Raw genomic sequence first — 13,252 nt, 5'->3', positions numbered from 1 at the left:
ATGATGCAAAGTGTCGATATTGTCATTGTGGGTGGCGGAATGGTTGGCCTTGCACTGGCCGCCGCATTAAAGCATAGCGAACTGCGCATCGCCGTGATTGAGGGCCGAGTACCCAGCCTTGAACTTGCAGAGCTGCCGGATGTGCGAGTCTCCGCCTTAAGCCGTTCCAGTGAAATCATGTTGCGAAACCTTGGTGCATGGCAAGGTATTACTTCTCGTCGCGCTGCGCCTTATTCGGCGATGGAAGTGTGGGAACGCGATAGTTTTGCGCGGATCGAATTTAGTGCCAATCAAATGACTCAGCCGGATCTGGGACACATTGTTGAGAACCGCGTCATTCAATTAGCCTTACTCGAACAAGTACAAAAGCAAGCGAATGTGACACTCTTTATGCCCGCTCAATGCCAATCTCTGGCTGTCGGAGAAAGTGAGGCGTGGCTAACGCTCGATAACGGTCAATCACTCACCGCAAAATTGATAGTAGGAGCCGATGGCGCAAACTCTTGGGTTCGTCAGCAGCAAGACATTCCATTAACCCATTGGGATTATGGACACAGTGCGCTGGTGGCAAATGTCCGCACGGTGGAACCACATCAATCGACGGCAAGGCAAGTGTTTACACCACAAGGTCCGCTGGCCTTTTTACCTATGTCTGATCCTCATATGAGCTCAATCGTTTGGTCTACAGAGCCCAACCGAGCGCAGCGCTTGCTCAGCCTGTCTGAGCTCGAATTCAATAAGATACTGACCGCTGAGTTTGATCATCGTTTAGGTTTGTGTGAGGTGGTCGGTGAACGTGCTGCTTTCCCACTTAAAATGCGTTATGCCCGAGATTTTGCTTTACAACGAATCGCACTCGTTGGTGATGCGGCGCACACCATCCATCCGCTAGCCGGGCAAGGTGTTAATTTAGGTTTACTTGATGCTGCAAGCTTAGCTCAAGAACTACTCGCGTTGTGGCATCAAGGTGAAGACATTGGCTTGCTCAAAAATTTGCGAGGTTATGAACGTTGGCGAAAAACAGAAGCTGCCAAAATGATTGCCGCGATGCAAGGTTTCAAAGACCTTTTTGAAGGTGATAACCCGGCGAAGAAACTGATCCGTGGCATTGGCATGCAGTTGGCTGGACAACTTCCTGGAGCCAAAGACGAGATTATGAAAAGAGCACTGGGTTTAAAAGGTGATTTACCTGATCTTGCCAAGAGTAAAATGGTGCTGCTTGAGCCCTAACAGTGATTAACCTAATGATGGCAAAAGGGCTGGCTTATGGCCAACCCTTTTAAAATTCTTTAATGAAACTCGTATTATGCGTAGGCGCAGCGTAGTCTCATGATTTCCTGATTCACTTCCTTCACCGTCTGAAAGTGGCGCTTGTCTGCGCGCTCTGGCAAGATCAGTTTGCCATTATCGAATTCAAATTTTCCAACCCCGTAAATATAGATTCTTCCTTTAAAAAGCCGACTTACGTGTTTAGCTATCATACCTGGCGTATAGCGCTTAAACAGTCTCATACTTCGATCCTTCTGTTATTCTAACACTGCAAATTATAAATAAATTGCGCCTCTAATAGTGTGATTGCCATAGAGGAATATGCAGTTATTGATGACTCTTTTGGATATTTGTGCTGCTGTAGGCAAAATGTTGGATAAATACCCATGTTTGCGTGATTATCTCCTCAAAATAGTGCTAACAAAAAATGCTCAGTGCACCATTCACTTGGTGCATATTAAGCACGACAAATATTACACTTTAAAGAATAGCTGCTGTTTATGGAAAGTGTTAAATTTTGGTTAAGAATAGCCTAAAAAAAAGCCCGCTTAAATAAAATAGGCGGGCGAATAGTCACAGATGCATTACACAAAAAGTGGATGTCCTGAAACAATCAGTGGATTCACTTTTTTTGCTGGTCAGGGCAACTTCTCGTTTGTCCTGACCAGCATTGTTAGAGTACGTCAAAATAAACCTGATGACTATTTATGTTTCAATAATGACTAAAAATTCACCCCTAATGTTGTGTGATTTAGAGAGCGATCACGTGCCAATGTAATGGATTACATTATTGCATTCTTTTTCCTGAAATTTATTCGAGATAGGCGAGTGTTACAAAGCATACGCCTCGTAAAGAGGCACATGGTCAATATAAGGAAGAAGCTTATTCGTCAGTAAGAGAGTAAGGGAGAGCTTGCATAAACCAACGAGTGTTTGGTTGGCTTGCAAGACGAAACTCAGTTTCTGGCTCGAGATTGTTTGGTAAGACTATTAAACCGATAGCGGTATTATCAGCAAACGTGTAGTGAACCATTAATTGCCCAGCACTACGCCAGTTTTCTCCAACTGAGCGTTCGATCATGATTGGTTGATCATTATTTAGCGGTTGCTCAATGTTGCCTTGAAGGATGTACATTGCACGCTTATTAATACCTCGATATTTAGCGCGAGCGACGGTTTCTTGACCTGTATAACACCCTTTATTAAAGCTGATACCATTAAAGGCCTGAAGATTAACGGCTTGCGGTATGTGCTCATTTTGATCCGCTTGACCAAGGACGGGGACTGCTTCTTCGATATCAAAGCGAGTCCACGTTTCCTCGGTGACTTTCAGAGCTTCACTTTGCGTCATGAGCTGTTGCGCGGTTTGCTCTGAAACAAGTAATAGCCAACGTTGGGATGAAATTTTGATGGCGCTACCGCCGTCAATCAAACGCACTTCACCTTCATCCGCCGTTAATGTATTGATATATTGCTCAGCTTGTTCGCCCATAACACCCAGAGCGATGTCTTGGCTCTGGCTGATATTGACCTTAGAAAAAATAGCGTATTTTTTCAGCTCTCTTAATTCAGCCTCTATTGCTGATAAAGGCTGGAACATCGCATAACCATCGTGATGGTGGAACAGGCGAAAGACGGACCACACTTTGCCTTTCGCATCACAATGGGCACCTAAGGTTGACTGTGTTGGTTCAAGAGTGACGACATTACAGGTCACTTGGCCTTGCAAATAGGCTTTTTTATCATTGCCTGAAATGATGATAGTACCCCAGGATGCAAGATGAGTCAGCATCAGTGGTGGAAGTGAGTCATTGGCGGTTACTGCGAGAGGTGTCAATGTGTTTTGCCAGTCCATAGTCGTTACCTAAAGAGAATCTTGAGCCCCATGTTAATCCGGAAATTTTTTTTTGTCAGCTTGAACAGGGACTGTGACTCATCTACTAGTTGTATCTTCATCCAGTTGATACACTCAACGCAAATAAACATAAGGTGAGGAAAACCGATGTACACCACTGAAGAAAAAGCAAGAATCAAGTGGGCATGCCGTCGTGGAATGTTAGAGCTCGATGTGGTTGTGATGCCGTTCTTTGAAGAGTGCTTTGATTCTCTGAATGAAAATGAGCAACGAGATTTCGTTTCCCTACTTGAGTCTGACGACCCTGATCTATTTACTTGGATCATGGGGCATGGTCGTAGCGAAAATCTTGGGCATGCGGCCATGGTGGATAAAATTGTTGCCCACAACCTCAGCAAAGTGCGTTAATTTCGTATTATTTCCTTCCCATTTTGCCCGCATTACTAACTTCATTTTTTTGATGATAGCCGTGTGGGCATTATTGATATCGCCGATTCCACTTGTAACGCTCCCCTTATTTTACGCACCTCTTATCACGGCGCAAAAGAGTACCTCACTGTTAGTCCCTAGCTTAATCGGCCAATTCAAGCTCACGAGTCACGGTGAGTGGCAATGTGCCGACCAGAACCTGTCCATTGAAAAGGTTTCTACACAGTTTGCGTTTATGGTGTTGATCATTTATGCACAACAAGGTAAGCGCTATCTAGTGTGGCGCGACAGTTGTGTGGAAGCGGATTATCGCCGTTTATTGGTGCAGCTTCGGCAGGTTACCCATAACCAATCACCAACAATAAAGGAGCGATAAACGCTCCTTTATTCATTCGGTCAACTTGACGCTAACAGATGATCGTTGGCGAGGTTACTCGTCTGGCGTTAGGATAGTTGGACCACTATTTTCGGCTAACTCTGGATAATCGAGTGTGTAGTGCAAACCGCGGCTCTCTTTACGTTGCATAGCACAACGCACCATCAACTCTGCCACTTGCAGTAAGTTACGCAGCTCAAGCAGGTTATTTGAAACGCGGAAATGACTATAGTATTCGTGGGTTTCTTGTTGCAGTAATTGAATGCGGCGTAGTGCTCGCTCTAAGCGCTTATCTGTGCGGACAATCCCCATGTAATCCCACATAAATAGGCGCAGTTCATGCCAGTTATGTTGGATTACGACCTCTTCATCAGAGTTATTGACCTTACTTTCATCCCAACCGGGTAAGCTTGGTGGGAGCTGAGCCGTTGGTAATCCTTTTAAAATATCCTTTGCCGCTGACCAGGCATAAACGACGCATTCTAATAGAGAGTTCGACGCCATTCGGTTAGCACCGTGCAAACCGGTGTAGCTAACTTCGCCGATCGCATACAGGTTATGCAGATCCGTTTTACCTTGTTTATTGACAATAACGCCACCACAAGTGTAGTGCGCCGCAGGAACAATCGGAATCGGCTCTTTGGTCATATCAATGCCCAAATCCATCAAGCGTGTATAAATGGTTGGGAAATGTTTTTCAATAAAATCGGCCGGTTTGTGGCTGATGTCCAGATACATACAATCAGCACCTAAACGCTTCATCTCATAGTCGATGGCGCGAGCCACGATATCACGAGGAGCCAGTTCGGCACGTTCATCAAAATCGAGCATGAATCGTGAACCGTCTGGGCGTCTTAAAAAAGCGCCTTCGCCACGTAATGCTTCTGTCAGTAGGAAATTACGTGCTTCAGGGTGGAAAAGACAAGTTGGATGGAATTGATTGAACTCAAGGTTCGCCACTCGGCATCCTGCACGCCACGCCATTGCGATACCATCACCTGAGGAAACATCAGGGTTAGAGGTATATTGATACACTTTTGAGGCGCCGCCCGTGGCTAAAACGACAAACTTAGCGCGGATCGTTTCAACGTGTTCCTCATTGCGGTTCCAAATATAAGCGCCAACCACTCTTTTTTTATCACCACCGATTTTATCTTCGGTGATTAAATCCAGTGCATTGTGACGTTCAAGGATAGTAATGTTGGGGTGATTATGAACATTGTCTTGCAAGGAGGTTTGCATTGCCATGCCAGTGGCGTCAGCCGCGTGCAAGATGCGGCGATGACTATGGCCGCCTTCACGAGTTAAGTGATAGCGAGGTGCTTCATCACTGTCATTCTCTTCTCTGTCAAAAGGAACGCCGCCATCGATAAGCCACTGAACACACTCTTTAGCATGCTCGGCGATGAAACGGACAGTATCCTCTTCACAGATCCCTGCGCCCGCAATTTGAGTGTCTTCGACGTGTGACTCAATACTGTCTGATTCGTCAAAAACAGCGGCAATACCTCCCTGAGCGTAATAAGTGGCACCTTCACTGCGTGGTCCCTTACTCAGTACAATGACTTTACTGTGTTTTGCTACGCGTAGTGCGAGCGATAAACCCGCTGCGCCACTGCCTACGACTAATACATCGCATAGATGTTCACGGTTTGCGTTCATAAAACTTTTAAATTCCCGAACTAGAGTAGAGTTGTCCAACTCTCATTTTAAATATGCATTGCATGTATCTATACTCTTGAAGTGATTCAGCCGCAAGGTTTATCCACTAACGGTATCGCTATGGCTTCAAGCCAATAGCAGTAGAGAAAGATTTGATGCAATACTTTGTAAATGCCATTGTCTTTCGTCTTATCGACCCTCACTATACTGGGGATCCCCTATAGTGAAATTAGATCACATTTATTGAATAATGCTTGGCAAATATTTTTAGACAGAATGGAACTTTCTATTCTCCCTTGAGTCACAATAGTGCTCATGTAAGCGGTGGTGTCAATACTACATTTTGCATAATGAATGCCCATATCTGAGAAGGTAAGGGGAATAACAATAGGAGTACAGGCTCGAATGAACGAGCAGCTGACCGATCAAGTATTGATTGAGCGAGTTCAGAGTGGAGATAAGCAAGCATTTAACCTTTTGGTTTTAAGGTACCAAAATAAAGTCTGCAACCTTATTTCTCGGTATGTGAGCAATTCCGGAGATGTAGCCGATGTCGCACAAGAAGCGTTCATCAAAGCGTATCGGGCTATCCCAAGTTTTCGCGGAGAGAGTGCCTTTTACACTTGGCTATACCGTATTGCTGTTAATACCGCTAAGAATCACATTGTAGCCCAAAGTCGTAGACCGCCCGCTAGCGATGTTGATGCTGAAGATGCTGAATATTACGAAAGTGGCAACGCATTAAAAGAAATATCGAACCCTGAGAACATTACGTTGTCGAAAGAATTGCAGCGGGTCGTTTTTGGTGCGATAGAAGCGTTGCCTGAAGATTTGAAAACTGCGATGACCTTGCGTGAACTGGATGGTTTAAGTTACGAGGAAATAGCAGAAGTCATGGATTGTCCTGTAGGAACGGTGCGTTCTCGCATCTTCCGTGCTCGTGAAGCGGTAGAAAAGAAAATTAAACCTCTTTTATAGCGCTCAAACTGGTAACGAAAATGGTGAATAAATAATGGCTGACAAAGAAAGACTTTCAGCACTCATGGATGGGGAAATGGTCGATAAAGCGCTCATTCAAGAATTAGAGCTCGACCAAGAAAGTTTGCAAACGTGGAAAAATTACCATTTGGTTGGTGATGTGATGCGTGGAGATGCCCCAGTCCGAGCTGAGTGGGATATTGCACAGAGCGTTGCATTAGCATTGGATGACGAGCCCGCACACAGTCGTTTACAATCTGCTTCGGTTATTGATTTTCGTGATGCAAGCCGTGAGTCTCAGCCGACGCCAGCTCAAGCTCGTCGGCAGTTACCGGCTTGGCTTTCCCAATTTGGCCAGGTTGCGGTTGCTGCGTGTGTGTCGTTTGTGGTGATTTTAGGTGTTCAACAATACGGTGGCCGTGATTCAGGAGTGAATCAAAACGACCAATTACCCGTACTGCAAACCATTCCGTTGGCTGGCAGCGCAGAGCCAGTTAGTTTAACGCGTGATTCAGTAGAGCGCCAAACCAGCGAAAGCCGCGTGCAAGAACAACGTCGCCGCGTAAACGCATTATTGCAAGACTACGAGCTGCAACTTCGCCTGAACAGTGAAAGTGCAAGCCCACATAACGATGTACTTGAATCGGTAGTTGAATGAATAAATTCCTGATCAGTGCACTGGCGCTGTTCAGTTTGAACTCTACATTAGCCTTTGCAGAAGACCAACCTGCAGAGGCTTTGTTGCTTCAAATGAACGAGGCCAGTCAGCATTTAAATTATGAGCTGTCTTACATTCTGATTAAGAAAAACAGCATCGATCCACTGCTGTATCGTCATGCAAGTCAAGGCGATCAGCAATTTGCGCATCTCGTTTATCTCAGCGGCCCGATCCGTGAAGTGATTCGCCGTGGCAATGAAGTGAGTTACATTGAACCTGGGGTAGAACCGTTCACCATTGAGTCAAGCACTATGGTTGCGCCGACGATTCCGATGCTAACCAGCAATGTCACTGAATTAGGCCGTTACTACGATTTCGTCAAAGTTGGCCGTGCACGTGAAGCGGGTACGGCTTGCCAAGTGGTACGAGTGGTGCCGAAAGATGGCTTACGCTATTCCTATATTTTGTGGGTAGATGAAACCAGTAACTTGCCATTGCGAGCTGATTTAGTCGATCGCGACGGCGAGGTGCTTGAGCAATATCGCACTATCTCTTATGCCATTAGCGACAAATTAGCGCAGGCGATGCAAGGGCTAAATGACGTTGAGTTACCCGAGGTATTAACGTTACCGAAAGGCAACCTTACGGAAAGTTTTTGGCAAGTGAGTTGGAAACCTGAAGGCTTTGAACCCAAAGAGCTTAACCGTTACCGCATGGCGATTACTGAGCGTTTGGTAGAGAGCCAGATGTTCAGTGATGGGCTATTTAGTTTTTCTGTCTATATTTCCGATAGTGACAACCATTCGCTGAAAGGCCAACTGGTTCGTCAAGGCCGCCGTACCTTGCATAGTGTGGTGAAAGGAAACAATGAAATCTCAGTGGTCGGTGATATTCCACCGGCAACGGCGCAGCGCATTGCTCAATCGGTGACGTTTGTCCAGCCTGCGGTGCCCTCAACAGAGGCAACCAAACCATGATGACGGCGTTAGCAACAGTCACCGCTGTTCAACCTGATGCTAAAGGGTTTCACGTTGAACTCAGTTGTCAGCAGCAGACAAGTTGCAGCAGTTGTTCGTCCTCCAAAAGCTGTGGTACTGGGATCGTATCGAAAGCGATTGGTAACAAAGCGCTGTTATGGCAACTCGATACGAAAAAACCAGTGAAGCAAGGCCAGACGGTTGAAATCGGTTTCCCCGAAAAAAGCTTGCTTCAATCGGCAGCCTTAGTGTATTTGGTGCCGCTTTTTATGATGATGTTCGGCGCTTGGCTGGGTGAGAGCCTCTTGGCCCCTTGGCTCGGTTTAGGTGAGGGCATCGTGATCATCACGGCCGCTGTTTTTATCGCGCTGGGGATCGGAATTGCCAAACGTTGCTCTGTGGTTCTTGAAAAACGATCGCAGCAAGAGGTGGTTTTGGTCCGAGTCCTTGGTGAACCTATCGCCTAATTTATGATGCGAACCCTACCGAAATTGGGTAGAATCGGCCAACTTTATGGAAACGCCGCTTGATGTGGCTTTCTTATGTCCCTTTTTTCAAGAGTTTAGTCATCCCAAATCTATGAAGCACATTCGTAACTTTTCGATTATCGCCCACATCGACCATGGTAAGTCGACCCTATCTGACCGTTTGATCCAAGTTTGTGGTGGATTAAGTGATCGTGAAATGGAATCTCAAGTTCTAGACTCTATGGACCTTGAGCGTGAGCGTGGCATCACCATCAAAGCACAGAGTGTGACGCTCGATTACAAAGCAAACGATGGCGAGACATACCAGCTCAACTTTATCGATACTCCTGGACACGTTGACTTTTCTTATGAAGTTTCCCGTTCTTTAGCCGCCTGTGAAGGTGCTCTATTGGTGGTGGATGCTGGTCAAGGCGTTGAAGCGCAAACATTGGCTAACTGCTATACCGCCATTGAAATGGACCTTGAAGTTGTCCCAATCCTAAATAAGATTGATTTGCCAGCCGCAGAGCCTGAACGCGTAGCGGAAGAAATTGAAGATATCGTCGGCATTGATGCTATTGACGCAGTGCGCTGCTCTGCGAAAACAGGCCTTGGCGTGGATGAAGTGCTAGAAAAAATCGTTTCTGGTATTCCGGCTCCTGAGGGCGATCCTGCTGCGCCGCTGCAAGCGTTAATCATCGATTCTTGGTTTGATAACTACTTAGGTGTTGTCTCTTTAGTGCGAGTGAAAAATGGTGCGCTGAAGAAAAATGACAAGATTAAAGTGATGAGCACAGGCCAAACTTGGGGTATTGACCGTTTAGGTATTTTTACGCCAAAACAAGTCGACAAAACCATGTTGAACACTGGTGAAGTGGGCTGGGTGGTTTGTGGTATTAAAGACATTCTCGGCGCTCCTGTAGGTGATACTCTGACCAGCGCGAAAGATCCGTGTGAAAAAGCATTGCCAGGCTTTAAAAAAGTGAAACCGCAGGTGTATGCGGGGCTTTTCCCTGTCTCTTCTGATGATTACGAAAACTTTCGTGATGCGTTAGGTAAACTGAGCCTAAACGATGCCTCGTTATTCTATGAGCCAGAAAGTTCGGCCGCCCTTGGTTTTGGTTTCCGTTGTGGTTTCTTGGGTATGCTCCACATGGAGATTATTCAAGAGCGTTTAGAGCGCGAATACGATCTTGACCTTATCACCACTGCGCCAACGGTAGTCTATGAAGTGAAGAAGACCGATGGCACGATGCTTTATGTTGATAGCCCTGCTAAATTGCCTGCGGTGAACGACATTGAAGAGATTCGTGAACCGATTGCGCGTTGTAACATTTTGACCCCTTCTGAATATTTGGGTAACGTCATTATGTTGTGCGTTGAAAAACGTGGCGTGCAGGTTGATATGGTCTATCACGGTAACCAAGTAGCCTTGACTTATGATGTGCCGATGGCCGAAGTGGTGCTTGATTTCTTTGACCGCTTGAAGTCAACTTCTCGTGGTTATGCATCACTTGATTATGGTTTCCAACGCTTTGAAGCTTCAAGCATGGTCCGTGTGGATATCTTGCTAAATGGTGACAAAGTGGATGCGCTAGCCATCATCACTCACAAAGACAATTCGCAAACGCGCGGTCGTCAAGTGGTTGAGAAAATGAAAGAGTTTATCCCTCGCCAAATGTTTGATATCGCGATTCAAGCGGCGATCGGTAACCACATTATTGCTCGTTCAACCGTGAAGCAGCTGCGTAAAAACGTACTGGCGAAATGTTACGGTGGCGATATTAGCCGTAAGAAGAAACTGCTTAAGAAGCAGAAAGAAGGTAAGAAGCGCATGAAGCAAATTGGTAATGTTGAGTTGCCACAAGAAGCCTTCCTTGCCATTTTGCACGTAGGTAAAGATTAAGCATTGCTTTGTTCTTATGCATGCAGCAGTCACCATTTAAGTGAAAGAGTTTCGGCTCTTTCACTTTCGTATTTTTAGATAAGGGAACTCCATGGCGAATACATTTTCACTCATCTTGGTGATCGTCACATTAGTGACCGGCATAGTTTGGGTGCTGGAGAAGTTGGTGTGGGCGAAAAAACGTCAACAGAAGATGGCCGCTATTGAAGCGCAAACCAACGGCTTGGATGACAAACTCAGCGCCAAAATTTCCGCGCAACCTTGGTGGATTGAAAACAGTGTTTCCATCTTCCCTGTGATTGCTTTTGTGCTGGTGCTACGCTCTTTTGTGTACGAACCTTTTCAGATTCCATCTGGCTCAATGATGCCAACGTTGCTGGTGGGCGACTTCATCTTAGTTGAGAAATACGCTTACGGTTTGAAAGACCCAGTATGGCGTACTCAACTGGTCGAAACTGGTAAACCAGAGCGTGGTGATGTCGTGGTCTTTAAATACCCGCCGCAACCAAGCATTGACTACATCAAGCGCGTGGTTGGCATGCCGGGCGACACAGTTCGTTATAGCAGCAACAAAGAGATTTGTATTCAAGCTCAAGGTTCAACAGAATGTAAACAGGTCAAACTGTCCAATGTTGAAGAGAGTGAGTTCAACCAAAATGGCATCCCTTTAATTCAAGTGAATGAAAAGTTAGGTCAGGTTGAACACCAGATTTTGATCAATCCATTGCGTCGTGATCGTGTTGATGCTTATCAGCCACGCCATGGCGTTAATGAATGGGTTGTTCCTCAAGGTCAGTATTTTGTGATGGGTGATAACCGTGACAACAGTGCTGATAGCCGTTACTGGGGCTTTGTTCCAGAAGCAAACTTAGTCGGTAAAGCGGTCGGTATTTGGATAAGTTTTGAATTTGAACGTGGTGCCGATAGCGTTTTACCTTCGTGGATCCCAACTGGTGTGCGTTTTAACCGCATTGGTGGCATTAACTAGGCTAGCTTTGGCTAGCCATCACTACATCGAGAGAGCATGAATTCTCCAATTAGTAAATTAGAAACTAAACTCGGTTATTCATTTAATGATCCCGAGTTTATTTCCTTAGCACTGACACATCGCAGTGCAAATGGTAAGCACAATGAACGTCTTGAGTTTCTGGGCGATTCAATTTTAAGTTTTGTCATCGCTGATGAGCTGTACCACCGTTTCCCTAAAATTAACGAAGGGGATATGAGTCGTATGCGCGCTACGCTTGTGCGTGGTCATACATTGGCTGAACTGGGCAGAGAATTTTGCCTAGGAGATTACTTAAAATTAGGTCCAGGTGAGTTGAAAAGTGGTGGTTTCCGCCGTGATTCAATCCTTGCTGATGCCGTAGAAGCCATCATTGGTGCGATTTATTTAGACAGCGATACCGAAGTAGTACGACGTATTATTTTGAGCTGGTATCAAGAGCGCCTTGACGCCATTGAGCCGGGCGTATCGCAAAAAGACCCAAAAACTCGCCTACAAGAGTTTCTGCAAGGTAGAAGAAAGCAACTGCCTATCTACACAGTGACTAATATTAAAGGTGAAGCACACAACCAAGAGTTTACGGTATCGTGTGATGTAGCAGGAATGGGAACGCCTGTAATTGGTAAAGGCACCAGTCGTCGTAAAGCTGAACAATCGGCGGCTGAAATTGCACTAGAGCAACTGACAAATGGCTGATAACGAATTTGATTTGGATGCGTACTTCGCATCAAACACCAACAGCAATGAAGCAACTCCGGAAAGTGGTGAGCAGCACTGTGGTTTTATCGCCATTGTGGGTCGCCCCAATGTCGGGAAATCAACCCTGCTGAATAACTTACTGGGACAAAAGATATCCATCACATCGCGCAAGCCTCAAACCACTCGTCACCGCATTATGGGTGTCGATACGGAGGGGGCGTACCAAGCGATTTACGTTGATACTCCGGGGTTACACATCGAAGAAAAGCGTGCGATTAACCGCTTGATGAACCGTGCGGCAAGTAGTTCACTCAGTGATGTTAACTTAGTGCTGTTCTTAGTCGATGGCACTCAGTGGACCGCCGATGATGAAATGGTGCTCAACAAACTACGTAATGCTAACTTCCCTGTAGTGTTGTGTGTCAATAAAGTCGATAACGTGAAAGATCGTAACGATGTAATGATGCATATGCTAGAGCTATCGAAGAAGATGGAATTTGTTGATGTCGTGCCGATTGCGGCAAAACATGGCAAAAACGTCGATGTATTGCGTAAACATGTGCGTGAGCATTTACCTCAAGCCACGCATCACTTCCCTGAAGAGTATGTGACTGATCGTTCACAGCGCTTCATGGCTTCCGAGATTGTGCGTGAAAAACTGATGCGCTTTACTGGTGAAGAGCTGCCGTATTCAGTAACCGTTGAAATTGAACGTTTTGACTATAACCCTGAAACCGATGGTTTTCATATTAACGCGTTGATCCTCGTTGAACGCAGCGGTCAGAAAAAAATGGTGATCGGCAAAGGTGGTGAAAAAATCAAAACCATCGGCCGTGAAGCGCGTTTAGATATGGAAGAGCTGTTTGGTCGCAAGGTTTACCTAGAAACTTGGGTGAAAGTGAAATCCGGGTGGGCAGATGATGAACGTGCCCTTCGTAGCCTTGGTTATATTGACGATCTATAACCTCTA

Annotated in this window: 14 protein-coding genes; 11 read left to right on the top strand and 3 right to left on the bottom strand. The window is 45.8% G+C overall.

Translation table 11 applies throughout. The annotated features are described in order from the left end of the window. On the top strand, window positions 1-1,230 hold the full coding sequence (locus AACV12_RS05825) for an FAD-dependent 2-octaprenylphenol hydroxylase (protein ID WP_017048689.1): 1,230 nt from the start codon (window positions 1-3) through the stop codon (window positions 1,228-1,230). Window positions 1,231-1,304: 74 nt separating this feature from the next. Here the strand turns inward: AACV12_RS05825 and AACV12_RS05820 are convergent, their stop codons facing one another. After that, complete coding sequence (locus AACV12_RS05820) at window positions 1,305-1,511, bottom strand: DUF1107 domain-containing protein (RefSeq protein ID WP_010319814.1); 207 nt, start codon at window positions 1,509-1,511, stop codon at window positions 1,305-1,307. Between the two features lie 641 nt (window positions 1,512-2,152). Then, complete coding sequence (gene ygfZ / locus AACV12_RS05815; RefSeq protein WP_170900038.1) at window positions 2,153-3,124, bottom strand: tRNA-modifying protein YgfZ; 972 nt, start codon at window positions 3,122-3,124, stop codon at window positions 2,153-2,155. A 147-nt stretch (window positions 3,125-3,271) separates the two neighbouring features. Here ygfZ and AACV12_RS05810 point away from each other — a divergent pair, with 147 nt between their 5' ends. Further along, the gene (locus AACV12_RS05810; RefSeq protein ID WP_010319812.1) at window positions 3,272-3,532 is read left to right on the top strand and encodes an FAD assembly factor SdhE; all 261 of its coding nucleotides are present in this window, start codon (window positions 3,272-3,274) and stop codon (window positions 3,530-3,532) included. After that, on the top strand, window positions 3,456-3,929 hold the full coding sequence (locus AACV12_RS05805) for a protein YgfX (protein WP_308515697.1): 474 nt from the start codon (window positions 3,456-3,458) through the stop codon (window positions 3,927-3,929). Before AACV12_RS05810 ends, AACV12_RS05805 begins: the two co-directional genes overlap by 77 nt. Before the next feature lie 54 nt (window positions 3,930-3,983). On the opposite strand, the gene nadB is transcribed toward AACV12_RS05805, so the two are convergent. After that, complete coding sequence (gene nadB / locus AACV12_RS05800; protein ID WP_017046483.1) at window positions 3,984-5,591, bottom strand: L-aspartate oxidase; 1,608 nt, start codon at window positions 5,589-5,591, stop codon at window positions 3,984-3,986. Window positions 5,592-5,996: 405 nt separating this feature from the next. Between nadB and rpoE the strand changes: the two genes are divergently transcribed. The 8 genes from rpoE (at window position 5,997) to era (ending at window position 13,246) form a co-directional block, all read left to right on the top strand. Beyond that, a complete protein-coding gene (gene rpoE / locus AACV12_RS05795; RefSeq protein ID WP_026027282.1) occupies window positions 5,997-6,569 on the top strand; it encodes an RNA polymerase sigma factor RpoE in 573 nt (190 codons plus the stop codon). Between the two features lie 34 nt (window positions 6,570-6,603). After that, on the top strand, window positions 6,604-7,227 hold the full coding sequence (locus AACV12_RS05790) for a sigma-E factor negative regulatory protein (RefSeq protein WP_017046484.1): 624 nt from the start codon (window positions 6,604-6,606) through the stop codon (window positions 7,225-7,227). After that, the gene (gene rseB, locus AACV12_RS05785; protein ID WP_019283333.1) at window positions 7,224-8,204 is read left to right on the top strand and encodes a sigma-E factor regulatory protein RseB; all 981 of its coding nucleotides are present in this window, start codon (window positions 7,224-7,226) and stop codon (window positions 8,202-8,204) included. Before AACV12_RS05790 ends, rseB begins: the two co-directional genes overlap by 4 nt. Then, complete coding sequence (locus AACV12_RS05780; RefSeq protein WP_017046485.1) at window positions 8,201-8,671, top strand: SoxR reducing system RseC family protein; 471 nt, start codon at window positions 8,201-8,203, stop codon at window positions 8,669-8,671. Before rseB ends, AACV12_RS05780 begins: the two co-directional genes overlap by 4 nt. A gap of 112 nt (window positions 8,672-8,783) precedes the next feature. Further along, window positions 8,784-10,577 carry a translation elongation factor 4 gene (gene lepA, locus AACV12_RS05775; RefSeq protein WP_026027281.1) on the top strand — a complete coding sequence of 598 codons (1,794 nt, stop codon included), beginning with the start codon at window positions 8,784-8,786 and terminating at the stop codon, window positions 10,575-10,577. A 91-nt stretch (window positions 10,578-10,668) separates the two neighbouring features. Further along, window positions 10,669-11,565: a signal peptidase I gene (lepB, locus tag AACV12_RS05770; protein ID WP_013856032.1), complete on the top strand. Its 897-nt coding sequence runs from the start codon at window positions 10,669-10,671 to the stop codon at window positions 11,563-11,565. A gap of 36 nt (window positions 11,566-11,601) precedes the next feature. Further along, window positions 11,602-12,279, top strand: coding sequence for a ribonuclease III (rnc, locus tag AACV12_RS05765; RefSeq protein WP_010319803.1), 678 nt, complete (start codon window positions 11,602-11,604; stop codon window positions 12,277-12,279). Next, on the top strand, window positions 12,272-13,246 hold the full coding sequence (era, locus tag AACV12_RS05760; RefSeq protein ID WP_170900037.1) for a GTPase Era: 975 nt from the start codon (window positions 12,272-12,274) through the stop codon (window positions 13,244-13,246). Before rnc ends, era begins: the two co-directional genes overlap by 8 nt. The last annotated feature ends 6 nt before the right edge of the window (window positions 13,247-13,252 follow it).

The organism is Vibrio sp. 2-2(8), from assembly GCF_963888495.1.
GTDB classification, from domain to species: domain Bacteria; phylum Pseudomonadota; class Gammaproteobacteria; order Enterobacterales; family Vibrionaceae; genus Vibrio; species Vibrio anguillarum.
The sequence above is the reverse complement of the archived record's forward strand: the minus strand, read 5'-3'. Positions and strand labels throughout refer to the sequence as shown.

Bases quoted from the DNA above. Each gene is read 5' to 3' on its own strand.
- AACV12_RS05820 (WP_010319814.1), bottom strand. From the start codon at position 1,511: ATGAGACTGTTTAAGCGCTATACGCCAGGTATGATAGCTAAACACGTA.
- AACV12_RS05810 (WP_010319812.1), top strand. From the start codon at position 3,272: ATGTACACCACTGAAGAAAAAGCAAGAATCAAGTGGGCATGCCGTCGT.
- era (WP_170900037.1), top strand. From the start codon at position 12,272: ATGGCTGATAACGAATTTGATTTGGATGCGTACTTCGCATCAAACACC.
- ygfZ (WP_170900038.1), bottom strand. From the start codon at position 3,124: ATGGACTGGCAAAACACATTGACACCTCTCGCAGTAACCGCCAATGAC.
- AACV12_RS05780 (WP_017046485.1), top strand. From the start codon at position 8,201: ATGATGACGGCGTTAGCAACAGTCACCGCTGTTCAACCTGATGCTAAA.
- lepB (WP_013856032.1), top strand. From the start codon at position 10,669: ATGGCGAATACATTTTCACTCATCTTGGTGATCGTCACATTAGTGACC.
- nadB (WP_017046483.1), bottom strand. From the start codon at position 5,591: ATGAACGCAAACCGTGAACATCTATGCGATGTATTAGTCGTAGGCAGT.
- rpoE (WP_026027282.1), top strand. From the start codon at position 5,997: ATGAACGAGCAGCTGACCGATCAAGTATTGATTGAGCGAGTTCAGAGT.
- AACV12_RS05790 (WP_017046484.1), top strand. From the start codon at position 6,604: ATGGCTGACAAAGAAAGACTTTCAGCACTCATGGATGGGGAAATGGTC.
- rnc (WP_010319803.1), top strand. From the start codon at position 11,602: ATGAATTCTCCAATTAGTAAATTAGAAACTAAACTCGGTTATTCATTT.
- AACV12_RS05825 (WP_017048689.1), top strand. From the start codon at position 1: ATGATGCAAAGTGTCGATATTGTCATTGTGGGTGGCGGAATGGTTGGC.
- AACV12_RS05805 (WP_308515697.1), top strand. From the start codon at position 3,456: ATGGTCGTAGCGAAAATCTTGGGCATGCGGCCATGGTGGATAAAATTG.
- lepA (WP_026027281.1), top strand. From the start codon at position 8,784: ATGAAGCACATTCGTAACTTTTCGATTATCGCCCACATCGACCATGGT.
- rseB (WP_019283333.1), top strand. From the start codon at position 7,224: ATGAATAAATTCCTGATCAGTGCACTGGCGCTGTTCAGTTTGAACTCT.